The organism is Pseudomonas fluorescens (assembly GCF_902497785.1).
GTDB classification, from domain to species: Bacteria; Pseudomonadota; Gammaproteobacteria; order Pseudomonadales; family Pseudomonadaceae; genus Aquipseudomonas; species Aquipseudomonas fluorescens_BO.
This window is the reverse complement of record NZ_CABVHK010000025.1, coordinates 39,497-63,928: the sequence shown is the minus strand read 5'-3', so window position 1 is coordinate 63,928 and position 24,432 is coordinate 39,497. Positions and strand designations below refer to the sequence as shown.

The 24,432-nt window shown below is 60.7% G+C and carries 21 protein-coding genes and 1 other RNA gene; 5 read left to right on the top strand and 17 right to left on the bottom strand.

Features of this window, described 5'->3' with window-relative positions; genetic code table 11:
• Positions 1 to 5 precede the first annotated feature (5 nt).
• From F8N62_RS28775 to F8N62_RS28755, 5 genes are all read left to right on the top strand, one after another.
• The gene (locus F8N62_RS28775; RefSeq protein WP_007916978.1) at positions 6 to 683 is read left to right on the top strand and encodes a heavy metal response regulator transcription factor; all 678 of its coding nucleotides are present in this window, start codon (positions 6 to 8) and stop codon (positions 681 to 683) included.
• Positions 673 to 2,037 carry a heavy metal sensor histidine kinase gene (locus F8N62_RS28770; protein WP_150713854.1) on the top strand — a complete coding sequence of 455 codons (1,365 nt, stop codon included), beginning with the start codon at positions 673 to 675 and terminating at the stop codon, positions 2,035 to 2,037. Before F8N62_RS28775 ends, F8N62_RS28770 begins: the two co-directional genes overlap by 11 nt.
• 197 nt (positions 2,038 to 2,234) lie before the next feature.
• Positions 2,235 to 2,459: a hypothetical protein gene (locus tag F8N62_RS28765; protein WP_150713853.1), complete on the top strand. Its 225-nt coding sequence runs from the start codon at positions 2,235 to 2,237 to the stop codon at positions 2,457 to 2,459.
• Positions 2,460 to 2,706: 247 nt separating this feature from the next.
• Positions 2,707 to 3,975 (top strand): OprD family porin, encoded by a 1,269-nt coding sequence (locus F8N62_RS28760; RefSeq protein WP_412071994.1) that lies wholly within the window; start codon positions 2,707 to 2,709, stop codon positions 3,973 to 3,975.
• A 172-nt stretch (positions 3,976 to 4,147) separates the two neighbouring features.
• Entirely contained in the window at positions 4,148 to 5,650 is a 1,503-nt protein-coding gene (locus tag F8N62_RS28755) for a sensor domain-containing diguanylate cyclase (RefSeq protein ID WP_150713851.1), read from the top strand.
• A gap of 203 nt (positions 5,651 to 5,853) precedes the next feature.
• Here F8N62_RS28755 and lpxC read toward each other — a convergent pair whose 3' ends face one another.
• The 17 genes from lpxC to rnpB form a co-directional block, all read right to left on the bottom strand.
• Positions 5,854 to 6,765 carry a UDP-3-O-acyl-N-acetylglucosamine deacetylase gene (lpxC, locus tag F8N62_RS28750; RefSeq protein ID WP_131059427.1) on the bottom strand — a complete coding sequence of 304 codons (912 nt, stop codon included), beginning with the start codon at positions 6,763 to 6,765 and terminating at the stop codon, positions 5,854 to 5,856.
• Positions 6,766 to 6,877: 112 nt separating this feature from the next.
• Complete coding sequence (gene ftsZ / locus F8N62_RS28745) at positions 6,878 to 8,071, bottom strand: cell division protein FtsZ (protein ID WP_150713850.1); 1,194 nt, start codon at positions 8,069 to 8,071, stop codon at positions 6,878 to 6,880.
• 71 nt (positions 8,072 to 8,142) lie between these two features.
• Positions 8,143 to 9,402 carry a cell division protein FtsA gene (gene ftsA / locus F8N62_RS28740; protein ID WP_150713849.1) on the bottom strand — a complete coding sequence of 420 codons (1,260 nt, stop codon included), beginning with the start codon at positions 9,400 to 9,402 and terminating at the stop codon, positions 8,143 to 8,145.
• A gap of 15 nt (positions 9,403 to 9,417) precedes the next feature.
• Positions 9,418 to 10,287 (bottom strand): cell division protein FtsQ/DivIB, encoded by an 870-nt coding sequence (locus F8N62_RS28735; RefSeq protein ID WP_150713848.1) that lies wholly within the window; start codon positions 10,285 to 10,287, stop codon positions 9,418 to 9,420.
• Positions 10,288 to 10,291: 4 nt separating this feature from the next.
• Positions 10,292 to 11,248 carry a D-alanine--D-alanine ligase gene (locus F8N62_RS28730; protein WP_150713847.1) on the bottom strand — a complete coding sequence of 319 codons (957 nt, stop codon included), beginning with the start codon at positions 11,246 to 11,248 and terminating at the stop codon, positions 10,292 to 10,294.
• Positions 11,245 to 12,705, bottom strand: a complete 1,461-nt coding sequence (murC, locus tag F8N62_RS28725) for a UDP-N-acetylmuramate--L-alanine ligase (RefSeq protein WP_150713846.1) — start codon at positions 12,703 to 12,705, stop codon at positions 11,245 to 11,247. Before murC ends, F8N62_RS28730 begins: the two co-directional genes overlap by 4 nt.
• Positions 12,698 to 13,768 carry an undecaprenyldiphospho-muramoylpentapeptide beta-N-acetylglucosaminyltransferase gene (gene murG / locus F8N62_RS28720; protein WP_150713845.1) on the bottom strand — a complete coding sequence of 357 codons (1,071 nt, stop codon included), beginning with the start codon at positions 13,766 to 13,768 and terminating at the stop codon, positions 12,698 to 12,700. Before murG ends, murC begins: the two co-directional genes overlap by 8 nt.
• Positions 13,758 to 14,975, bottom strand: coding sequence for a putative lipid II flippase FtsW (ftsW, locus tag F8N62_RS28715; protein ID WP_150713844.1), 1,218 nt, complete (start codon positions 14,973 to 14,975; stop codon positions 13,758 to 13,760). The genes murG and ftsW overlap by 11 nt, the downstream gene beginning before the upstream one ends.
• Positions 14,972 to 16,318, bottom strand: coding sequence for a UDP-N-acetylmuramoyl-L-alanine--D-glutamate ligase (gene murD / locus F8N62_RS28710; protein WP_150713843.1), 1,347 nt, complete (start codon positions 16,316 to 16,318; stop codon positions 14,972 to 14,974). The genes ftsW and murD overlap by 4 nt, the downstream gene beginning before the upstream one ends.
• 5 nt (positions 16,319 to 16,323) lie before the next feature.
• On the bottom strand, positions 16,324 to 17,406 hold the full coding sequence (gene mraY, locus F8N62_RS28705; protein ID WP_150713842.1) for a phospho-N-acetylmuramoyl-pentapeptide-transferase: 1,083 nt from the start codon (positions 17,404 to 17,406) through the stop codon (positions 16,324 to 16,326).
• The gene (locus tag F8N62_RS28700; protein WP_150713841.1) at positions 17,406 to 18,773 is read right to left on the bottom strand and encodes a UDP-N-acetylmuramoyl-tripeptide--D-alanyl-D-alanine ligase; all 1,368 of its coding nucleotides are present in this window, start codon (positions 18,771 to 18,773) and stop codon (positions 17,406 to 17,408) included. The genes mraY and F8N62_RS28700 overlap by 1 nt, the downstream gene beginning before the upstream one ends.
• A complete protein-coding gene (locus tag F8N62_RS28695) occupies positions 18,766 to 20,229 on the bottom strand; it encodes a UDP-N-acetylmuramoyl-L-alanyl-D-glutamate--2,6-diaminopimelate ligase (RefSeq protein ID WP_150713840.1) in 1,464 nt (487 codons plus the stop codon). Before F8N62_RS28695 ends, F8N62_RS28700 begins: the two co-directional genes overlap by 8 nt.
• Positions 20,229 to 21,968: a peptidoglycan D,D-transpeptidase FtsI family protein gene (locus F8N62_RS28690; protein ID WP_191632463.1), complete on the bottom strand. Its 1,740-nt coding sequence runs from the start codon at positions 21,966 to 21,968 to the stop codon at positions 20,229 to 20,231. The genes F8N62_RS28695 and F8N62_RS28690 overlap by 1 nt, the downstream gene beginning before the upstream one ends.
• Complete coding sequence (gene ftsL / locus F8N62_RS28685) at positions 21,968 to 22,261, bottom strand: cell division protein FtsL (protein ID WP_030129814.1); 294 nt, start codon at positions 22,259 to 22,261, stop codon at positions 21,968 to 21,970. Before ftsL ends, F8N62_RS28690 begins: the two co-directional genes overlap by 1 nt.
• Positions 22,258 to 23,205 carry a 16S rRNA (cytosine(1402)-N(4))-methyltransferase RsmH gene (rsmH, locus tag F8N62_RS28680; protein WP_412071993.1) on the bottom strand — a complete coding sequence of 316 codons (948 nt, stop codon included), beginning with the start codon at positions 23,203 to 23,205 and terminating at the stop codon, positions 22,258 to 22,260. The genes ftsL and rsmH overlap by 4 nt, the downstream gene beginning before the upstream one ends.
• Positions 23,202 to 23,657, bottom strand: coding sequence for a division/cell wall cluster transcriptional repressor MraZ (gene mraZ / locus F8N62_RS28675; RefSeq protein ID WP_150713838.1), 456 nt, complete (start codon positions 23,655 to 23,657; stop codon positions 23,202 to 23,204). The genes rsmH and mraZ overlap by 4 nt, the downstream gene beginning before the upstream one ends.
• Positions 23,658 to 24,011: 354 nt before the next feature.
• An RNA gene (rnpB, locus tag F8N62_RS28670) (RNase P RNA component class A) lies at positions 24,012 to 24,365 on the bottom strand.
• Positions 24,366 to 24,432: the final 67 nt, after the last annotated feature.

The window sequence follows — 24,432 nt, the reverse complement described above, 5'->3', positions numbered from 1 at the left end:
GGGTCATGCGCGTTCTGATCATCGAAGACGAGGAAAAAACCGCGGACTATCTGCATCGCGGCCTGACGGAACAGGGTTACACCGTGGACCTGGCGCGGGACGGTGTCGAAGGCCTGCACCTGGCGCTGGAAAGCGATTACGCGGTGATCGTCCTCGACGTCATGCTGCCGGGCCTCGACGGCTTCGGCGTATTGCGCGCCTTGCGTGCGCGCAAGCAGACGCCGGTGATCATGCTCACCGCCCGCGAGCGGGTCGAAGACCGGATCAAAGGCCTACGCGACGGCGCCGACGATTACCTCGGCAAGCCGTTTTCCTTCCTTGAACTGGTGGCACGCCTGCAAGCGTTGACCCGGCGCAGCGGCGGGCACGAGCCGGTGCAAGTGAGCATCGCCGACCTGTGGATAGATTTGATCAGCCGCAAGGCCACCCGCGCCGGCACCCGCCTGGACCTGACCGCCAAGGAGTTCTCGCTGCTCAGCGTACTGGCTCGCCGACAAGGTGAAATCCTCTCGAAAACCGCGATTGCAGAAATGGTCTGGGACATCAATTTCGACAGCGACGCCAACGTCGTCGAAGTCGCGATCAAACGCCTGCGGGCCAAACTCGACGGGCCGTTCGACGAGAAACTGCTGCACACGATCCGTGGCATGGGTTACGTGCTGGAGAGCCGTGGTGTCCAGTAATTCGATTGCCCTGCGCCTGAGTGGAATGTTCACGCTGGTGGCGCTGCTGGTGTTTCTGTTGATCGGCTGGGCGCTGTATCAGCAGGTCGACAAGGGCCTGGGTCTGCTGCCCGAAGCCGAGCTGGACGCGCGCTACAGCGTGCTCGAATCCACTGTCGGCCGCTACGGCACGCCGGAGCATTGGGTGAAGATCAACAACAAGCTCAAGCTGCTCGGCGAAGAAGACAAGCGCATCAGTTTCTGGATCATCAGTGGCGATCCGCACTACGAATACGGCAACCTCACGCCGCAGATCCGCGCCTTCGCTGCAGGGCCGCTGGGCATGCGCGACTTGCAGCTGCCGGATCAGCCTTACCCGATGAAAGTGCTGGTCAGCCAGTTCCCGGCCAAGGATCAACGACCGCCTTTGCGCTTCATGATCGGTATCGACACCGAGACGTTTTTCCAGACCCAGCATCATCTGCTGATCGCCCTGATCAGCCTGGCGATTGTCGGCGTGCTATTGGCCTCGGCGCTGGGTTATTGGGTGGCGCGAATCGGCCTCAAGCCGTTGATCAAATTGTCCCAGGAAGCCCAGCGACTGGCACCGCCGTTACGCTCCGGGCGCTTGCGTCTGGCGTCGTTGCCGCCTGAGCTCAATCAGTTCGTCAACTCGTTCAACTCCACCCTGGAAAGAGTCGAACAGGCGTACTCCAGGCTTGAGTCGTTTAATGCCGATGTTGCCCACGAACTGCGCTCGCCGCTGACCAACCTGATCGGCCAGACCCAGGTGGCGCTGACGCGCGGGCGTTCGGCGGAACACTATTTCGAGGTGCTGCAATCCAATCTCGAAGAGCTGGAACGGCTGCGTTCGATCATCAATGACATGCTGTTTCTCGCCAGCGCGGACCAGGGCAGCAAGGCGACCAAATTGACTGCCACCTCGCTGGCCGATGAAGTGGCGACGACATTGGAGTATCTGGATTTCATCCTTGAAGACGCGCAGGTTCAGGTGCAGGTCAGCGGTGATGCGCAGGTGCGGATCGAGATCGCGCACCTGCGCCGGGCGCTGATCAACCTGCTGAGCAACGCGGTGCAACATACCGCGCCGGGGCAAGTGATTCAGGTGCGCATTGAGGTCGAAGAGCACCAAGTCAGCATCGGTGTCGCCAATCCGGGATCGCCGATTGCCAACGAACATTTGCCACGGTTGTTCGAGCGTTTTTATCGGGTCGATGCGTCACGCAGTAACAGCGGCAACAACCATGGTCTGGGGCTGGCGATCGTCAAGGCGATTGCGCTGATGCATGGCGGGGATGTGTTTGTGCGCAGTGATCAGGGCATGAATACCTTTGGCATTCACCTGCCTGTGTGACGAGACGGGACCGTCAAAAGATCGCAGGCTGCGCCAGCTCCTGCATTTGGGATGTGTTCCTCTGCAGGATCTGCCGCAGGCTGCGATCTTTGCTTTTTCTGCAACAGTCATTTCTTGTATCGGCGCTGTTTCTCATCGGCCAAGTTCCTTATCGTTGCCGCACCAAACAGCACTTGCCAAGCAAGAAGGTTTTAAAGATGTCCAACACTATGGGTATTGCCAGCGCGTTCGTTTTGTCCTCACTGTTCCTCTCTCCGTTCGCCGTTGCCGAAGAATCGCAGACGTTTGTCGCGCAAAACGCTGCACGCGCCGCAGCGTTCGAAGAGCTTCAAAGCGAAATGACGGCCAAGGCCCAGGACGCTGCGCAAACCCCTCAAGCGTCGAACTCCCAGACCCAGCCGCTGGTCGAGAAAGATAGCTGATCACTCTGAATCACCTCTGTTTCCCTCGACACTTTTCTTCGGCTCTTCCTGATAAAAAGTTGTCTTCTAAGCCGCTGCTGTCAGCGGCTTTTTTTTGTTGTGGTTCAAACGCCGTCCGGTTCGTCTCCCCTGACAAGAAACATCCCGCATTTCAAAACAGTGAAGTGCTCAGTTGACCCAAGGAGCTTTACCGCTAGTGCGTTTCCCTCTCAGTTTCAGCCCCCTGTTCATTGCAATCAGCGCAACGATGTCGATCACCGCCCACGCCGCCGATGACACCCGGCACGAGGGTTTTGTCGAAGGTTCAAGCCTCAATCTCAACCTTCGCAACTACTACATGAACCGCAATCGCATGCAGCAGGCGGACGACAACATTGAATGGGGCCAGGGCTTTCTCGGCATTTTCGAATCGGGATTCACCGAAGGCACCGTCGGTTTCGGCGTCGATGCCCACGCCATGCTCGGGCTCAAGCTCGACGGCGGTGGCGGCACTGATAACTCAAGCCTCCTGCCGAACGGCGATGGCAACGGCAAAGCGCCGGGGTCGTTTTCGACGGCCGGCGGCACGCTGAAAATGCGTGCGTTCGACACTGAGTTGAAGGCCGGCGACCTGTTCCTCACCAATCCGGTGATCGCCGGTGGCGAGACGCGCATGCTGCCGCAGACCTTTCGCGGCGTGAGCCTGACCAACCACAGCGTTGACGGCTTGCTGATTGAAGGCGGCCAGGCGAGTTTCACCAAGCCGTACAACCAGAGCGGCCACACCCGAATCGGCACCTCGTATGGCAGCCTCGCGGAGGGCGATGAAAGCCGGCACCTGAACTGGGCGGGCGTGGTCTGGAGCGGTCTGCCAGGACTGACCAGCAGCGTGTACGCCGCCGAATTGAAGGACATCTGGAACCAGTACTACTACGACCTGGATTACACCTACGCGCTGAACGATCTGGTCAGCTTCAACCCGGGCCTGCACGTCTATCACACGCAAGACACCGGCGATGCGCTGCTGGGCCACATCGACAACAACACCTACAGCCTGCATTTCACCGTGGGCGTGGGCAACCACAGCGTCACGGCCGCTTACCAGCGGGTCAACGGCAACACGCCGTTCGACTACATCAGCCAGGGCGACAGCGTATTCCTCGACAACTCCCAGCAGTATTCCGACTTCAATGGTCCGAATGAACGCTCGTGGAAACTCAAGTACGCCTACGACTTTGTCGGACTTGGCCTACCCGGCCTCACTTCGTCGCTTTCCTACTCCCGCGGCGAACTGGACCTGACCCGGGTTGACCCGAACAGCCTGGGTTACGCCTCGTGGTACAGCGCCGACGGCAAGAACGCCCAACACTGGGAACGCGACATCGACCTCAAGTATGTGGTCCAGGGCGGCCAGACCAAAGATCTGGCGGTGCGCCTGCAATGGGCGACCAACCGTGGCGGCAATGGCTACGGCGCGCTGGATCAGGACACCGATGAATACCGGGTGATCTTCGACTACCCGCTCAATGTCTTCTAAGCTTGAATAAGTAAAGGCCCTGTGGGAGCGAGCCTGCTCGCGATGGACTCTAGAGCGGCGCGGTCAATCAGAAAGCACGCATTATCGTTAACGTCCATCGCGAGCAAGCTCGCTCCTACAACGGGCATTGAGCGCGCTTGGCCTTTTTGCTCCTCAAGCAGACATCTTCCCCATGCCCGCGAGCCGCCCGCCCCACCTTTCAGGCAAGACCGGCCGCCCGGAGCTCATGGTGATCCTCGGCAGCTCGCTGACGGTCATTGCGATTCTCGGCATCGTCACCTTTCTGCTGATCCGCGAACACGCCAACGCCCAGCAGGCCGCCACCCGCAGCGCCACCACGATTGCCCAGCTGATCAACGCCGATGTGTTGCGCACCGTCGAACTCTACGACCTGACCCTGCAAGGCCTGATTGCCGCTTCGCAACGCGACGACCTGAAACAGGCTTCACCGCAGGTCCGTCATCTGGTGCTGTTCGACCGCTCCACCACGGCGCGCTTCAAGGGCGATGTTTTGTTGCTGGACAAGCATGGCGGGGTGCTCGCCGACTCGTCGCTCGTCGAACCCAAGCCAGGTAACTTTGCCGATCGCGACTACTTCCTCGCGCACGCCTTCAAACACGACACCGGCATGTACATCAGCCGGCCCTTCAAGCTCCGTTGCGATTGCGAAGGCAACGACGAATGGCGCATCAGCTTCAGCCGACGCATTTCTTCGGCCACGGGTGAATTTCTCGGGGTCGCCGTGGCGTCGATGCGCCTGAACTACTTCGACCAGTTATTCAACAGCCTGAACATCGGAACCGACAGCGCCCTGTCGATCATCAACGACGACGGCATCCTGCTGGCACAAAAGCCGCACCTGGAAAATGACTCGATCGGCAAAAGCTTCGCCAACCGACCCAATGTCCAGCGCATCCTGCGCGAGGGCAGTGGCAGCTTCGACAGCGTGTCGAGCATCAACCATCTGCAGCGTTTGTATACCTTCTCCCGGGTCGGCAACCTGCCATTGACGGTGATCGTCGCGCTGTCCGGCAACGACGTGTTTGCCGCGTGGAAGCGCACGGCGATCGTGATCAGCGGTGCCACCGGCGTGTTGTGCATCGGCCTGCTCTGGCTCAGTGCGTTGCTGTGCCGGGAACTGCGCCTGCGCCACAACGCCGAGCAGGGCCTGGCGCAACTGGCCGCCACCGATGCCCTGACCGGCGTGGCCAACCGCCGAATGCTGGATCAGACCCTGCGCCATGAATGGTTTCGCGCGCAACGCTCCGGCAAACCGCTGTCGGTGCTGATGATCGACGCCGACCACTTCAAGGCCTTTAACGATCAGCACGGCCATCAGGCTGGCGACGATGCACTGCGCGCGCTGGCCAGGGTGATCGCCGAGAACGTGCGGCGACCGGCGGACCTGGTCGCCCGTTACGGCGGTGAGGAATTTTCGGTGATCCTCGGAGAAACAGACAGCGCGGGGGCGCAGCAGATTGCCGAACATATTCGCGTTGCGGTGGAGCAGTTGCCGTTTGTGGCGGGTGTTGAATCACCGATTACTGTCAGTATCGGCATTAGCACGTGGACCACGAGCACCGAGACCAGCCTTGAGCAATTGCTGTTTGCAGCGGACAAGGCGCTGTATCAGGCGAAGGAAAGTGGACGGAATCGGGTGGTGGCTGCGCCGTGATTTTTTGCTGTGGCAGCCGGCCCCATCGCGGGCAAGCCCGGCTCCCACAAGTTTTGCGTTTGCCGCAGATCCGCGTACACCGCAATACCTGTGGGAGCCGGGCTTGCCCGCGATGAGGCCAGAACATGCGTCACATCACTTTCCCGCAGACATAAAAAAAGGCCACCCGAGGGCAGCCTTTAAAAACTAGAGAGGTTTTTTACTTACACCGCCGCAACCGGACGCATGTAAGAGATCGGTGCAGTGCTGGCGTCTTCGAAAGTCACGACTTCCCAAGCATCTGTCTGCTCAATCAACTTGCGCAGCAGCTGGTTGTTCAATGCATGTCCGGACTTGAAGCCCTTGAACTCACCAATCAGGCTATTGCCCAGCAGGTAGAGGTCACCAATTGCATCGAGGATCTTGTGCTTCACGAATTCGTCTTCATAGCGAAGGCCGTCTTCGTTCAGTACACCATCCGCGTCGACCACAATAGCGTTTTCAACGCTGCCGCCGAGTGCGAGGTTGTGCTTGCGCAGGTACTCGATGTCACTCATGAAACCAAAGGTACGGGCGCGGCTGACTTCTTTTACGAACGAAGTACTGGAAAAATCCACGCTTGCACTTTGTGTGCGGTTACGGAAAACCGGGTGATCGAAATCGATCTCGAAACTCACCTTGAAGCCTTCGAAAGGGACGAAAGTGGCGCGCTTGTCGCCGTCTTCCACTGTCACTTCCCGCAGGATCCGGATGAACTTCTTCGGTGCGTCCTGTTCTTCCAGGCCGGCCGATTGAATCAGGAATACGAAAGGTCCAGCGCTACCATCCATGATCGGGACTTCGGACGCGGAGAGCTCGACGTAGGCGTTATCGATGCCCAGGCCAGCCATGGCCGAGAGCAAGTGCTCCACCGTATCCACTTTGACGTCACCGTTAACCAGTGTGGTCGACATTGTGGTTTCGCCAACGTTTTCCGCACGGGCAGGAATCTGCACCACAGGGTCGAGGTCGGCACGACAAAACACAATGCCGGTGTCGACAGGCGCAGGCTTGAGGGTCAGGTAAACCTTCTCCCCGGAGTGCAGGCCGACACCTGTGGCACGGATAATATTTTTCAGTGTGCGTTGTTTAATCATGGCTTGGGCCGCTTCAGCGCAAATTGCGAACTGGTATCAACAAAGGCTGGCGATGATAGCAGACCAGACCTTTGCTGAACACCAATCACCTTCATAGCCCTGATACATTCCATTAATCGGCCTGACGACGCAGGAAGGCCGGGATGTCCAGATAGTCCAGGTCATCCTGTGGATTCATCTTCGCGGCAGTCGCAGCACCGGCCTGAGCCTGGTTGCGCATGACGGTCGGACGGTCCAGATCACGGTAGTTCACCGCCGGTGCATCCTGACGAGCGGGGGCCGATTGTTGCGGCTGCGACGCCATCGAGGTGTGAACGGTATTGTCGATGACCTTCACAGGCTTCTCGATTTTCGCGCCCAGACCGGTGGCAACCACAGTCACGTGCAGCTCGTCGCGCATGTCCGGATCGATAACGGTACCGACCTTGACCATGGCGTGCTCGGAAGCGAAGGCTTCGATGATGCTACCCACGTCGGAGTACTCACCCAGGGACAGGTCAGGACCGGCGGTGATGTTCACCAGGATGCCGCGTGCACCTTGCAGGTTCACGTCTTCGAGCAACGGGTTGCGAATGGCCGCTTCGGTGGCCTCGCGTGCACGGTTCGGACCGCTGGCGCAGCCAGTGCCCATCATCGCCATGCCCATTTCGCTCATCACGGTACGCACGTCGGCAAAGTCGACGTTGATCATGCCCGGACGCTTGATGATGTCGGAGATACCGCGAACGGCACCGGCCAGTACATCGTCAGCCTTGGCGAAAGCCGACAGCAGGCTGGCGTCTTTACCGAGGATGGTCAGCAGCTTCTCGTTGGGAATGGTGATCAACGAGTCGACGCTTTCGGACAGCAGACGAATACCTTCGTCGGCGATCTGCATGCGCTTGCGACCTTCGAACGGGAACGGACGGGTCACCACCGCAACGGTGAGGATACCCATTTCCTTGGCCACTTCGGCAATGATCGGCGCAGCACCGGTACCGGTGCCACCGCCCATGCCGGTAGTAATGAACACCATGTTGGTGCCCTGCAGGACTTCGGCAATGCGCTCACGATCTTCGAGAGCGGCCTGACGACCTACTTCAGGGTTGGCGCCAGCGCCGAGACCTTTGGTCACGCCGGTGCCCAGTTGCAGGATGGTCCGCGCGCCAATGCTCTTGAGCGCCTGGGCATCAGTGTTGGCGCAGATGAATTCAACGCCTTCAATGTTGCTCTTGACCATGTGATTGACAGCGTTGCCGCCGCCTCCGCCAACACCGATAACTTTAATGACCGGGCTTGCGGGGATGTTGTCTACGAGTTCGAACATTTTCCCTCTCCTTTGATTCTCTAGTTTTTTCGCCTACTGCCTGTATCTACAACGGTGCTGCGGTAATGCTTTTAGAAATTGCCTTGTACCCAGCTCTTGATGCGATCGAGCAAGGCGGCTTTCGGTTCTTCATTGCTGTAGCTGTCGCGGCTGCCGATGCCCGAGAACAGATTCCCGTCGGACTGCTTCTGCAGGCCGTACATCAACAGGCCAACGCCGGTGGAATAAATCGGGTTGCGGACCACGTCGTCCAGCCCTTTGACGCCATGCGGAACGCCCAGGCGCACCGGCATGTGGAAGATCTCTTCGGCCAGTTCAGTGGCGCCTTCCATTTTCGACGTGCCACCGGTCAGCACGATGCCGGCCGGGATCAAGTCTTCGTAGCCGCTGCGACGCAGCTCGGCCTGGATCAGCGTGAACAGCTCGTCGTAACGCGGCTCGACCACTTCGGCCAGGGCCTGACGGGACAGCTCGCGCGGTGGACGGTCGCCAACGCTTGGCACCTTGATGGTTTCACCGGCACCGGCCAGTTTCGCCAGGGCGCAGGCGTAGCGGATTTTGATTTCTTCGGCGTACTGGGTCGGGGTGCGCAACGCCATGGCGATGTCGTTGGTCACTTGATCGCCGGCAATCGGGATCACCGCGGTGTGACGGATCGCGCCTTCGGTGAAGATCGCGATGTCGGTGGTGCCGCCGCCGATGTCCACCAGGCACACGCCCAGCTCTTTCTCGTCGTCGGTCAATACCGAATACGCGGAAGCAAGCTGTTCGAGAATGATGTCGTCGATTTCCAGGCCGCAGCGACGCACGCATTTTTCAATGTTCTGTGCGGCGTTGACGGCGCAGGTGACCACGTGAACCTTGGCTTCCAGGCGTACGCCGGACATGCCCAGGGGTTCGCGAACGCCTTCCTGGTTATCGATCACGTAATCCTGCGGCAGGGTGTGCAGCACGCGCTGGTCAGCCGGGATTGCGACGGCCTGGGCAGCGTCGAGTACGCGCTCAAGGTCGGCCGAGCTGACCTCACGATCACGAATCGCGACGATGCCGTGGGAGTTCAGGCTGCGGATGTGATTGCCGGCCACGCCGACGAACGCCGAGTGGATCCGGCAACCGGCCATCAGCTGCGCTTCTTCGATGGCGCGCTGAATCGATTGCACGGTGGACTCGATGTTCACCACCACGCCTTTCTTCAGGCCGCGGGACGGGTGCGTGCCGATCCCGACGATTTCCAGCGTGCCGTCGTCCGAGACCTCGCCGACCAGCGCCACCACCTTGGAGGTGCCGATATCGAGACCGACGATCATTTTGCCGCTTTGCACGTTTGCCATGGGTCCTGCCTCTTCTTAATTCTTCGCGACAGCGGGTTGGGCTGTCGTGGGCGCTACAGGTTCCCGCCAGCCAACAGCGAGGCCGTTGGCGTAGCGCAGATCGATGCGCGCAATGTTCGTAATCTGTTCTTTAAGCGTCTTGTCGTAGATGGCAATGAAGCGGCGCATCTTTTCCACCAGCTTGCCGCGACCGAGCAACAGTTCGATTCCCGGGCCCGCGCTGCCGGCGCCGGTGGTCAGGAACCAGCTGCCCCGTTCACGCAACTCCAGGCGTGCAATCGAGAAGCCCAGCGGCCTGAGCATCTGGCTCAGCACCTGGTATTGCTGCATCACTTGCTGTTGGGCCCGCTGTGGGCCGAACAGCTGTGGCAAGTGTTCGTAATTCGCCAGTTCACGCGGGGTGAACGCCTGACCCTGGTTGTTCAACAGCGATTCATCGCCCCACCGGGCTACCGGCAGTTGTTCTTCCAGACGGATCACCACTTGATCCGGCCATACCCGACGCACTTCGGCGTGGGCAATCCATGGCATCTGTTCCAGCTCGGTGCGCATGCCCGCCAGGTCGACGGTGAAGAAGCTCGACGCCACGTAAGGGGCGATCCGCTGCTGCACCGCTTGCTGGCTGATGTAACTCAGGTCGCCCTGCACCGCGACCTTGGTGATCGGCCGGTCGGCGTACGGCAACAAGCGTTGCGCACCTTCGTAAGTACCGAACCCCAGAGCGACCAGCAGCACCGGCCAGAACAAGGCTTTGAGAAAACCAAAATTGGCTTTCGGCAGGCGCGCGGACATCGGCTCTTTTGCCACCATTCGGCTGGCACCTCGTGGCACCGGCTTGCGGCCGGGTGCTGGAGGAGGCTGATGTCTTAGCTGTGCGCCTTGCATGGTGTTAACCCCGCGCCTCGATACTTGCCGCCAGAATCGCCAGAACCAGTTGCTGGAAATCCAGACCGGCCGCACGGGCCGCCATCGGCACCAGGCTGTGATCGGTCATGCCCGGTGCGGTGTTGACTTCGAGAAACCAGAACTGCCCGTCGGCGTCCTGCATCACGTCTGCCCTGCCCCAACCGGCGATACCCAGCGCCTCACAGGCTTTCGCCGTGAGGTCCATCAGTTCTTTCTCTTTGTCGCTGTCGAGGCCGCACGGGATCCGATACTGGGTATCGTTAGCCACGTACTTGGCGTCGTAGTCGTAGAAACTGTGCGTCGTGCCCAGGGCAATCGGTGGCAACACCTGGTCACGCAGGGTGGCGATGGTGAACTCCGGACCTTGAATCCATTGCTCGACCAACACTTGCGAATCGTAGGTACTGGCCGCTTTCCACGCCTCGATCAACTCGGACGCGGACGTCACTTTGGCCATCCCGATACTTGAACCTTCATGGGCCGGTTTGACGATCAAAGGGAAGCCCAGTTCCGTCGCCGCCGAAATACAATCGGCCTCGCTACTCAGCACGGCGTGACGTGGCGTCGGAATGCCGAGGCTGTGCCAGACCTGCTTGGTACGCAGTTTGTCCATGGCCAGTGCCGAGGCCAGAATGCCGCTGCCGGTGTACGGAATGCCCAGGCATTCGAGCAGGCCTTGCATGCTGCCGTCTTCACCGCCACGGCCGTGAAGAATGACGAAGGCACGGTCGATTTTTTCGGCGAGCAAACGCTGCAGCAGGTCGTCACCGACGTCGAGGCCGAACGCGTCCACACCGGCGCTTTGCAGCGCGTCGAGCACTGCGTTACCCGACTTCAGGGACACCTCACGCTCGGCACTCTTGCCGCCAAACAGCACGGCGACGCGGCCGAAGTCTTTCGGCGCGACAGTGGAGACGAGGTTGGCGTAAGCAGCAGTCATTTCAACTTCCCCACGCTCGGCGCGGCAACCGCACCGGCGAACAACGGACTGTTCAACAGTTTCGGTGCGAGACCGCCGATGTCACCGGCGCCCTGGCACAACAGAATGTCGCCGGCACGCAGCAACGGCTTGACCAGCGGCGCGAGGTCGACACCGCGCTCGATGTAGATCGGGTCGAGCTGGCCGCGCTGACGGATGCTGTTGCACAACTTGCGGCTGTCGGCGCCCGGGATCGGCTCTTCGCCGGCCGGATACACTTCCATCAACAGCAAGACGTTGGCGTCAGCCAGTACATTGACGAAATCGTCGTAGAGGTCGCGGGTGCGGCTGTAACGGTGCGGCTGGTAGACCATCACCAGGCGGCGCTCCGGCCAGCCACCGCGCACGGCTTTGATCACCGCGGCCACTTCGGTCGGGTGGTGACCATAGTCGTCGACCAGCATCACGCTGCCGCCTTCGACCGGCAGCTCGCCGTAGACCTGGAAGCGTCGGCCGACACCCTGGAACCCGGACAGGCCCTGGACAATGGCTTCGTCGCTGACGCCTTCGTCGGTGGCAATGCAGATGGTCGCCAGTGCATTCAGTACGTTGTGATTGCCCGGCATGTTCACCGAGACATCCAGCGGCTCGCGCTCAGGACGCAGCACGGTGAAGAAGGTCTGCATGCCCTGCTGGCGCACATTGATCGCACGCACGTCGCAGTCATCGCCGAAGCCATAAGTCACGGCCGGACGCTTGACCAGCGGCAGGATTTCACGCACTACCGGGTCGTCCAGGCACACTACCGCCAAACCGTAGAACGGCAGGTTGTGGAGGAATTCGACGAAGGTTTTCTTCAATACATTGAAGTCTCCGCCGTAGGTCGCCATGTGGTCGGCGTCGATGTTGGTGACCACGGCCACCAGCGGCTGCAAGTGCAGGAAACTGGCGTCGCTTTCGTCGGCTTCGGCGATCAGGTAACGGCTGGTGCCGAGCTGGGCATTGGTGCCCGCGGCATTCAGACGACCACCGATGACGAACGTCGGGTCGAGGCCACCGGCGGCGAACACCGAAGCGATCAGGCTGGTGGTGGTGGTTTTGCCGTGGGTGCCGGCGACGGCGATGCCGTGGCGATAGCGCATCAGCTCAGCGAGCATTTCGGCACGCGGCACCACCGGGATGCGGCGTTCCAGTGCGGTCGCCACTTCCGGGTTGGAGGTGTTCACGGCACTCGACACCACCAGCACATCGGCAGCGGCGGCGTTTTCGGCACGGTGGCCGATGAAAATATGGGCGCCAAAGGATTCGAGGCGCTCGGTGACCGGCGAAGCTTTCAGGTCGGAACCGGACACTTCATAGCCCAGGTTCAACAACACTTCGGCAATCCCGCACATGCCCACGCCGCCGATACCGACAAAGTGGATGCGACGGATGCGGCGCATTTCCGGTTGCGGCATGGCTTTCTTATTTTCAACCATGGGCCACCTCCAGGCAGGTATCGACCACGTTACGGGTGGCATCGGGTTTGGCCAGGCGGCGTGCCGCGTTAGCCATGTCGGTGAGTCGTTGTGGTTGCATCAGGACCTCTGTCAGGCGTGCGGCAAGATCCGCTGCGCCAGTCGTTCTTTGCGGCATCAGGAAGGCAGCGCCTTCACGGGCCAAATAGTCGGCGTTGCGGGTCTGGTGATCGTCGATCGCGTGGGGCAAAGGCACCAGCATCGAGGGCAGACCGGCGGCGGCCAGTTCACTGATGGTCAGCGCGCCTGCGCGGCACACCACCAGGTCGGCCCAGCCATAGGCTTGGGCCATGTCTTTGATGAAAGGCTGCACTTGCGCCTCGACGCCAGCCGCGCGATAGCGCTCTGCAGTCACTTCATCGTGGTTTTTGCCGGCCTGATGAAACACTTCCGGGCGCAGGTCGGGGGCGACGTGCGACAGGGCTTCAGGCAGCAACTTGTTCAACGGTTCTGCGCCCAGGCTTCCGCCCAGGATCAGCAAACGCGCCTTGCGACCGGCCAGAGCCTGTCGCGGTGTGTCGAGGAACAGCTCGGTGCGCACCGGGTTACCGGTGGTCCGTCGGCTGTCCGACAGGGTAAAGGTGTCGGGGAACGCTTCACAGACGCGGGCGGCCAACGGCACCAGCAACCGATTGGCGGTACCGGCCACGGCATTCTGTTCGTGAACAATCACCGGCACGCCGGCCAGTTTCGCCGCAACGCCGCCGGGACCGGTCACATAACCGCCGAAGCCGACCACGCACACGGGCCGCAGCTGACGAATGATCGCCCGCGCCTGCCAGACCGACTTGAGCAACATCAGCGGTGCCTTGAGCAGGGACAATTTGCCCTTGCCGCGCAGGCCGCTGGCGTTGATCCGGTGCAGTTCGATACCGGCCATCGGCACCAAATCGTTTTCAATGCCGCGCGGGGTTCCGAGCCAGTGCACGGTGTAACCGCGGGCCTGGAATTCGCGAGCACAGGCCAGCGCCGGGAACACGTGGCCGCCGGTGCCGCCCGCCATGATCAAGACGTTAGCGCCCATGGGTCGGCTCCTCGGCGAAGTCGCTCTCCTGAAACTCCATCTCCTCGCTGCCGAGGTGGGTTCGACTCTCCCACTCAATGCGCAGCAACAAGCCGAGACAGGCACAGCAGATCACCAACGAGCTACCGCCATAACTGAGGAACGGCAGGGTCAGACCTTTGGTCGGCAGCAGGCCGACGTTCACCCCGATGTTGATCAGGAACTGACCAATCCACAGGAACGACAGGCCGTACGCGATATAAGCCGCGAAGAACTGCTTGGCCTTCTCGGCCCAATAACCGATGTACATGCCGCGCACACAGACAAACACGAACAGCGCGACGGTGAACAAGGAACCTACGGCACCCAGTTCTTCGGCGAGCACCGAGAACACGAAGTCCGTGTGTGCTTCCGGCAGATAAAATTGTTTTTGTACGCTGTTGCCCAGGCCAACGCCCAGCCACTCACCGCGACCGAACGCGATCAACGCTTGCGACAACTGATAGCCGGCGCCGAACTGGTCAGCCCATGGGTCGGCAAAGTTGGTCAGACGCGCCATTCGGTATGGCTGCACCTGAATCAACAGCACCACCGCCCCGACCGCGAGGATCACCATCAAGGAGAAACGGAACAGCCCGACGCCGCCGAGGAACAGCATTGCCGCCGCTGCGCCCATCATCACGACGGTGGCACCGAAGTCCGGCTCCATCAGCAACAGGCCGGCCATCGGCAGCAGCACGATGAACGGCTTGAAGAAGCCCATCCAGCTTTCCCGCACTTCTTTCTGGCGACGCACCAGATAACCGGCGAGGTAGATCACCACGAACACCTTGGCGATCTCGGAAGGCTGAACGTTGAAGAAGCTGAAACCGATCCAGCGCATCGAGCCGTTCACTTCACGGCCGATCCCCGGGATGATCACCATCACCAGCAAGCCAAACGCACCAATCAGCATCAACCAGCCCAGGCGCTGCCAGGTGGCGATCGGAATCATCATGGTGACGATGCAGGCAGCGAGGCCCAGCACCACGTAGATCAAGTGGCGAATCATGTAATAGAGCGCGCTGCCCGACTGCACGGCGGCGACTTCTGTCGACGCCGAGGCAATCATCACCAGTCCGAGGCCGAGCAAGGCCAGGCAGCCGGCGAGCATCGGGAAATCGAGGTCGATGCCGCGCCCGGTGATGAGCGGCGAAGGATACGGCTTGATGATGTTGAACAGGCTCATGCCAGATCCTCCACGGCGCGGACGAACTGGTGACCACGGTCTTCGTAATGCTTGAACATGTCGAAACTGGCGCAGGCCGGCGACAACAACACCACGTCGCCGGGGTGCGCAGCGGCGCGGCATTTTTCCACAGCTTCAACCAGCGAAGCGGCGCGGATCAGCGGCACGGCATCGCCGATGGCCTGGCCGATCTTGTCGGAGTCGCGTCCCATCAGGATCACGGCGCGGCAGTTGGCCGCCACCGGATCGCGCAGGTCATTGAACTCGGCGCCCTTGCCGTCGCCACCGGCGATCAGCACGACTTTGCCATCGATGTCTGCGCCCAGCCCTTCGATGGCCGCCAGTGCAGCGCCGACGTTGGTGGCTTTGGAGTCGTTGTAGTAGCCAACGCCGTCGAGGTCACGAACCCACTGGCAGCGATGTTCGAGGCCGGCGAAGGTGCGCAGGCTTGAAAGCATGGCGTCGAACGGCAGGCCGACCGCGTGGCCCAGCGCCAATGCCGCGAGGGCGTTGGACTGGTTATGGGCACCGCGAATTTTCAGCTCGCGCACCGGCATCAGGTTCTGGAATTCGAAGGCGAGGTATTTCTCGCCGTCCTCTTCGCGGATACCGAACGCCTTGAAATCGGGCTTGCTCAAACCGAAGGTCCAGCAGGGCTGGCCCTCACCCATCAACGGACGGCTCAAGGCGTCCTGACGGTTGACCACGAACTGTTTCGCGCCACGGAAGATCCGGTGCTTGGCCAAGTGATAGGCCGGCAGGCCGCTGTAGCGGTCCATGTGGTCTTCGCTGACGTTGAGCACGGTCGCCACTTCGGCGTTGAGTTGGTCAGTTGTTTCGAGCTGGAAGCTCGACAGTTCCATCACGTACAGCTCGACGTCGTCGCTGAGCAGGTCCAGCGCCGGGACACCGAGGTTGCCGCCCACCGCAACACGCTTGCCGGCCGCAGCCGCCATGTCACCCACCAGCGTGGTCACGGTACTTTTCGCGTTAGAACCGCTGATCGCCACAATCGGCGCTTTCGCGTGGCGCGCGAACAGGTCGATGTCGCCGGACAATTTCACCCCACGGGCAGCAGCGGCCTGCAGGGCCGGGGTCGCCAGCGCCAGGCCGGGGCTCACGTAGAGCTCGTCGGCACGGCAGAGGAATTCGACATCCAGTTCGCCACAACGCACTTCCACGTGCGGATAGTCACGCTTGAGCGTGGCCAGTTCCGGTGGATTGTCCCGCGTATCGGCGACGGCAAACGACGTGCCCCGGTTCGCCAGGAAGCGAACCAGGGACATGCCGCTCTTGCCGAGGCCGACAACGATGCGGAAGTGGTCAGAAGCGATCAGAGACACTCGTTCTACCTCAGCTTCAGGGTGGCAAGGCCGACCAGTACGAGAATCACGGTGATGATCCAGAAACGGACGATCACACGCGGCTCGGGCCAGCCCTTGAGTTCAAAGTGGTGGTGTATCGGTGCCATGCGGAATACGCGGCGACCGGTCAGCTTGAAGGACGCCACCTGGATGACGACGGACAGGGTTTCCATCACGAACACACCGCCCATGATGAACAGGACGATTTCCTGACGGACGATTACCGCGATGGTGCCCAGGGCCGCGCCCAGCGCCAATGCGCCGACGTCGCCCATGAAGACTTGCGCCGGGTAGGTGTTGAACCAGAGGAAGCCGAGGCCCGCACCGATCAACGCACCGCAGAACACAATCAACTCACCCGCGCCCGGTACATACGGGATCAACAGGTATTCAGCGAATTTCACGTTACCCGACAGGTAGCAGAAGATGCCCAGGCCGCCGCCGACCATCACGGTCGGCATGATCGCCAGACCATCGAGGCCATCAGTCAGGTTGACCGCGTTGCTCGAACCAACGATCACGAAATACGTCAGGACGATGAAGCCGGCGCCCAGGGGAATGCTGTAATCCTTGAGCATCGGCAGGATCAGGGTGGTTTCGACCGCCGTCGGTGCGGTCATATAAAGGAAGACCGCCGCGGCGAGGCCAAACACCGACTGCCAGAAGTACTTCCAGCGGCTCGGCAAGCCTTTGGAGTTTTTCTCGATCACCTTGCGATAGTCATCGACCCAGCCGATGGCCCCGAACAGCAACGTCACCAGCAACACCGTCCACACATAGCGGTTGCTCAGGTCAGCCCAGAGCAAAGTGCTGACACCGATGGACGACAGAATGAGCGCGCCGCCCATGGTGGGTGTGCCGGACTTGGACAGGTGCGATTGCGGACCGTCGTTACGAACGGATTGACCGATCTGACGATTCTGCAAGGTGCGGATCATCCACGGGCCATAGCACAGCGACAAAACCAGCGCGGTCAGCACACCGAGAATCCCGCGCAGGGTCAGGTACTGGAAGACCGCGAAGCCTTTGTGGAACTGTTGCAGATACTCCGCTAGCAGCAGCAGCATTAATGTTTCTCCAGACTGGACCCGCACAAAGCGGCGACGATGTTTTCCATCGCAGCGCTGCGCGAGCCCTTGATCAAAATGGTGGTGTTGGTGTCTTGCTCGGCGCCGAGGGCCTTGATCAATTCAGCCTGAGTGCTGAAATGAAAAGCCTGCTCGCCGAAAGCGTTCACGGCGTGAGCCATCATCGGCCCGACGGCGTAAAGCGCGGAAACTTTGCCACGGGCGTACTCGCCCACGTCGCGGTGGCCCTGCTCCGCCCAATCGCCCAACTCGCCGATATCCCCGAGCACCAGAACGGTGCGGCCGGAAAAGCCGGCGAGTATATCAACGGCGGCGCACATGGAGGTGGGGTTCGCGTTGTAAGTGTCATCAATCACGCGCATGCCATTGCTGGCCAGTTGCGCAACGGTGCGCCCCTTGACCGGCTGCACCGCGCCAAGGCCGGTGGCGATGCCGAACAGCGACACACCCAAGGCATGCGCGGCAGCAGCGGCGGCCATTGCATTGGCGACGTTATGGGTGCCGAGCAGGTTCAGTTGAACGCGCTCTATACCGTCAGGGCTGTGCAGGTTGAACGCCGGGCAGCCACGGGCATCGCGATCCAGATCACTGGCGTAGAAATCGGCGCTGACGTTGCTCAGGGCAAACGTCAGGACTTTGCGACCCGCAGCACGGGTCTTCCAGATTTCGAAAGCTTTGTCATCGAGATTGAGCACGGCGACGCCATCGGCCGCCAGCCCTTCAATAATTTCGCCTTTGGCCTCAACGATTTTTTCCGGGCCGCCGAACTCGCCAACATGGGCGGTCCCTGCGTTGTTGAGAACGGCCACATGGGGCTTGGTCATGCCGACGGTGTAGGCAATTTCGCCAAGGCGCGAAGCGCCTAGCTCGATCACGGCGGCGGTATGTTCCGGTGCCAATTCCAGCAGGGTCAGTGGCACGCCGAGGTCGTTATTTAGGTTGCCACGGGTCGCCAGCACCGGACCACGCGTGCGCAGGATGCTCGCGAGCATTTCCTTCACCGTGGTCTTGCCGCTGGAACCGGTGATCGCCGCGACGGGTTGGGTGAACGCTGCCCGGTTGAGCGCGCCCAGTTGGCCCAATGCCTGACGGGTATCCTTGACCAACAACTGCGGCAGCGCGCTGGCGGCCACTTCGCGCTCGACCAGGGCCGCTACGGCGCCCTTGCTGGCTACGTCGTTCAGATAGTCATGCCCATCGAAACGCGGGCCGGTCAGGGCAATAAACAGTTGGCCTGGCGTGATCGCACGGCTGTCGATGCTGACGCCATCGAACGTCGCGTCGACGCCGATCAGGCGGCCATTCAATGCGCTGATCAACTCGCTCAATGGCAGAGGCTTAAGCATGGGCCACCTCCCACGCGGTCAAGGCGTGATCGGCCTCGACCAGATCAGAGAAGTCATGGCGCTGACCGTTGATTTCCTGATAGTCCTCGTGACCTTTACCGGCCAGGACAATCACGTCATCTGCCGAAGCGCTGGCGATCAGCTGCGCAATCGCCTGACCACGGCCGGCGACGAAGGTGACTTTATCGACATCAGTGAAACCGGCGCGGATGTCGTCGAAGATCACTGCCGGGTCTTCGGTGCGCGGGTTGTCATCGGTGACCAGCACGCCATCGGCCAGACGCTCGACCACTTCAGCCATCAACGGCCGTTTGCCGCGATCGCGATCACCGCCGCAACCGAACAGGCACAGCAAGCGGCCTTTGGCGTGCGGCCGCAGGGCCATCAATACTTTTTCCAGTGCATCCGGGGTGTGGGCGTAATCGACCACTACCAAAGGCTGAGTGCCACCGCCAAGACGCTGCATGCGACCGGCCGGGCCTTCGAGTTTCGGCAGGACCTTGAGAATTTCGTCCAGCGCATAGTCGAGACCGAGCAACGCGCCCACGGCTGCCAGAACGTTGCTCAGGTTGAAGCGACCGAGCAAGGTGCTGCGCAGATGGTGCTCGCCCTGTGGCGTGACCAACGTGGCGCGCACGCCTTCGTCATTGAACTGCGCTTCACGGCAAAACAGATAGGCGCTGGAATCTTCCAGGCTGTAAGTGATCAAGCGCGATTCGCGTTTTTCGGCGGCGAGTTGCCGGCCGAAATCGTCGTCGAGGTTCACCACCCGGCATTTCAGATCGTTCCAGGCAAACAGCTTGGCCTTGGCTTCGCCGTAGGCCTGCATGGTGCCGTGGTAATCCAGGTGATCGCGGGACAGGTTGGTCATCACCGCCACATCGAAGGCCAACGCGGTCACGCGGCCCTGATCCAGACCATGGGACGACACTTCCATGGCAACCGCTTTGGCGCCGGCCTTTTTCAGGTCGGCGAGGGTCGCTTGCACGGCGATCGGGTTCGGCGTGGTGTGCAGGCCGCTTTCCAGTGCACCGTAGAAACCGGTGCCCAGGGTGCCGACGATGCCGCAATGCTGACCGAGCAGATCCAGGGCTTGCGCGACCAACTGAGTCACGCTGGTCTTGCCGTTGGTGCCGGTTACGCCGACCAGATTCAGGTGGCGACTCGGCTCGCCGTAAAAACGCCCGGCGATGTCCGACAGCTGCGCCGCCAGACCTTTGACCGGAATCAAAGGCACGTCGGTGATCGGCAACACGGTGGCGCCTTCGACTTCATACGCCACGGCAGCAGCACCGCGCTGCAACGCGTCGGCAATGTGTGCGCGACCGTCGAACTTGCCGCCAGGAACAGCAAGAAACAGATCGCCAGCGCGCACGTTGCGGCTGTCCAGTGTCAGTTCGCGGATCAACAGATCGCGGCCGGCGTGGGCGAAAATCTTGTTCAGACTCAGAGACATCAGCCGCGCCCTCCATTGGCTTTCAGCGGAACGACCGGTGCTGCGTTGGCCTGTTGAACGGGCGGCAGGTTGTCCGGCGTGATGTTCATCAGGCGCAAGGTCCCGGACATCACTTTGCTGAACACCGGCGCCGATACCAGGCCACCGAAGTAACCGGCTTTGGTCGGTTCATCGATCACTACCACGATGGCGTAACGCGGATCGCTCATCGGGCCGAAGCCGGCGAACAGCGAACGGTAGGAATTCTCGGCGTAGCCTTTGGTGCCAACCGAGGTCTTACGCGCAGTACCCGACTTGCCGCCCACGTGATAGGCCGGCACTTGCGCACGGAACACACCGCGCGGCGCTTCGATGACCTGGGTCAGCATGGTCTGCATGGTTTTCGCCACCGCTTCGGGCAGCACTTGCGTGGTCTGCGGTTCCTTGTCGGTTTTGATCAGGGTCAGCGGCGCGAGGCGACCGTTGTTGGCCAACGCCGAGAAAGCGTGGACCAACTGAATGGCGGTCACCGAAATGCCGTAGCCGTAGGACAGCGTCGCGGTTTCAGCCTTGCGCCATTCGCGGTAGTTCGGCAGGTTGCCCACGCGCTCGCCCGGGAAGCCGAGGCCGGTGTCCTGGCCGAGGCCGACTTTCTGTGCGAGACGGAAAATGGTTTCGCCGCCGATATCGAACGCGACCTTACTCATGCCGACGTTACTGGAATTGATCAGGATGCCGGTCAGGTCGAGCACCGGGCCTTCGCTCTTGGAGACGTCCTTGATGGTGTACTTGCCGATCTGCAAGGTGCCTGGGTACACCTCGACGGTGTCCGTCGGTTTCCAGCGACCGGTTTCAATCGCGGCGCTCATGGAAATCGCTTTCATGGTCGAACCCGGCTCGAACACGTCGATCATCGCGCGGTTGCGCATCATCGCCGGTTGCAGGTTGCGACGGTTGTTCGGGTTGTAGGTTGGCTGGTTGACCATGGCGAGGATCTCGCCGGTCTTCACGTCCATGATCACAAGGCTGCCGGCCTTGGCGCCGTTCTCGATGATCGCGTTGCGCAGCTCGCGGTTGGCCAGGTATTGCAGACGCAGGTCAATGGACAACGCCAAGGGCTTGCCGGCCTTGGCGTTTTTGGTCACCTGCACATCTTTGATAAGTCGCCCGCGCCGGTCCTTGATGACCTGCCGTTTGCCGGGTACACCGGCGAGCCATTCGTCATAAGCCAGCTCGACGCCTTCTCGACCGTGGTCATCGATGTCGGTAAAGCCGACCATATGGGCGGTGACTTCACCGGCCGGGTAGAAACGGCGGAATTCTTCGATGCCGTAAACGCCGGGCACTTTCAGGTCGAGCACGGACTGGCCTTGCTCAGGCGTCAGCCCGCGCACCAGATAAATGAATTCTTTATTGGCCTGTGCTTCCAGACGCTCGGCCAGGGCTTTCGGATCCTGACCCAACGCTGCCGCGAGGGCTGGCCACTTCTCTTTGGCCAGCTGCATTTCCTTGGCGTTGGCCCACAGGGTGGTGACCGGCGTACTGACCGCCAAAGGCTCGCCGTTACGGTCGGTAATCAGGCCACGGTGAGCCGGAATCGGAATGTGACGAACGCTGCGCGCGTCGCCCTGGCCCTTGAGGAAGGCACGGTCGACCACTTGCAGGTCAATGATGCGCCAGCAAATCGCCGCGACCATGACACCGAGCAAACCCAGCACCAGGCGGAAACGCCATGGAAACAGTGCGCCTTCGAGTTTCATCATGGCGCCACCATCTGCACTTCAGCGGCGCCGGGAATGCGCATCTTCAGTTGCTCGGTGGCCAGGACCTCGATACGGCTGTGCGCGGTCCAGGTGCTCTGTTCGAGAATCAACCGGCCCCACTCCGCCTGCGCCTTGTCACGCACGCTCAACTCGTTGTACAGCGAGTTCAATAACTGGCGGTTCCAGTGGGCGCTGTACGACACGCCGATGGCCGACACAAGCACGCCCACAAACAGCAGCAGCATGAAAAAGCTTCCGCCGGGAAGTGGCTTGGCGAAAAGCTTGCTCACCGCAGCTTCTCCGCGACGCGCATGACAGCGCTCCGGGAACGTGGGTTGGCTTTGAGTTCGGCCTCGGAGGCGGACTGCGCTTTGCCATGGACTTTGATTTTTGGTTCGAAGGCGACGTGACGTACCGGCAGGTTGCGCGGCAAGTTGTCGGCTTCGCCTTTGACCAGTTTGCGCATGAACAGCTTGACGATGCGGTCTTCCAGCGAGTGGAAGCTGATCACGACCAGACGGCCGCCGATTTCCAGGCAGTCCAGTGCGGCTTCGAGGCCGGCTTCCAGATCGCCCAGTTCGTTGTTGACGTGAATACGCAGGCCCTGAAACGCGCGGGTGGCCGGGTTCTTGCCCTTTTCCCACGCCGGGTTGGCGACTTTCAACACTTCAGCCAGATCGCCGGTGCGTTCGAACGGCTTGATGTCGCGGCGCTCGGCTACGGCACGGGCCATGCGCCCGGAGAACCGTTCTTCGCCATATTCCTTGAACACCCGGGCGATTTCTTCCGCCGGCGCGGTGTTGACGAATTCGGCAGCGCTGATCCCGCGGGACGGGTCCATGCGCATGTCCAGCGGACCATCGTTGAGGAAACTGAAGCCGCGCTCAGGGTCGTCGAGCTGCGGCGAAGACACGCCCAGATCGAGCAAAATTCCGCTGACCTTGCCGGCCAGACCGCGTTCGGCCACTTCAGAACCGAGCTCGGCAAAGCTGCGCTGCACAACGACAAAGCGGCCGTCTTCGGCCGCTAGCGTTTGCCCGGTGGCAATCGCTTGAGGATCTTTGTCGAATCCGAGCAACCGACCCTCGGGACCGAGCTGGCTGAGGATCAACCGGCTGTGTCCGCCGCGCCCGAACGTGCCGTCCAGATAGCAGCCATCAGGACGTACGGCGAGAGCCTCGACGGCTTCGTCAAGCAGTACGGTGATGTGGTTAAAGCCGCTATCAATAGTCACAGGATCAAATCACGCAGTTCATCAGGCATGGCGCCCGGTTGTTGAATAGCAGCCAGGTCAGCGGCAGAAACCGCATCCCAGGCATCCTCGTCCCATAATTGGAACTTGTTCAGTTGGCCTACCAGCATCGCGCGCTTATCCAGCCTGGCGTATTCACGAAGACGCGGCGGAACCAGAAAACGACCACTGCCATCGAGCTCGAGGTCGACGGCATTCCCAATCAATAAACGTTGCAGGCGGCGGTTCTCTTCGCGAAAAGAAGGCAGTGCGCGCAGTTTGGTTTCAATAATTTCCCACTCATCGAGGGGGTAAACACACAAACACGGATCAACGGCATCGATGGTGACGATTAACTGACCGGAACTACGCGAAACGAGCTCGTCACGGTACCGGCTCGGCATGGCGAGACGGCCCTTTGCGTCGAGACTGATAGCGTTGGCTCCGCGAAACACGTCAGCGTTTCTCCAAATATTAGCGTTTTACGTCAAAAAAACCCACTTCATGCCACTTTCCGCCACTTGCGCACACTATAGGAATGCGGCCACTGCACCGTCAAGGCGCGTATTGAAGGAAAAGCCTTACAGAACTGAGATTTAGCAGCGTATTTGGAGGGGTAACGGAAATCTGGCGTGTCATTTAGCGCAATAACTTGAGTCAGCACTGATGGCTGCGCTCGGAAGTTAAAGTAGTTTGTTAAGAGTAAGATTTTTTTGGTCTTACGAAAGGGCTTCTGCTGATGTTTCTGGAAGGGGGAGATTCGCTATTACAACACCCTGCCCGATGATTCAGGCAGAGGGGAGAAAAAGGTGGAGAGTCGATCTGTAAGCCGGGTTCTGTCTTGAACAGTCATTCGTCTACGATGGCCATCACTGGACATCTTTAGCAACCTACCCGGTCCCAGCGCGGGCCACGCCTTGGGACCCTATTTGGTCTTGCTCCAAGTGGGGTTTACCTAGCCACGAACTGTTGCCAGACGTGCGGTGCGCTCTTACCGCACCTTTTCACCCTTACCGGCGCCGAAGCGCTTAGGCGGTTATTTTCTGTGGCACTTTCCGTAGGCTCACGCCTCCCAGGCATTACCTGGCACTTCGCCCTATGGAGCCCGGACTTTCCTCCCCCCCCTAATTTTCATAGAGGGCAGCGACTGTCCGATCGACTCTCCGCCGCGAAGGTTAACGGCAGAGCGGCGGAAGAACAAGCGCCAATCGCCTTGCGGCACTCCTGCAC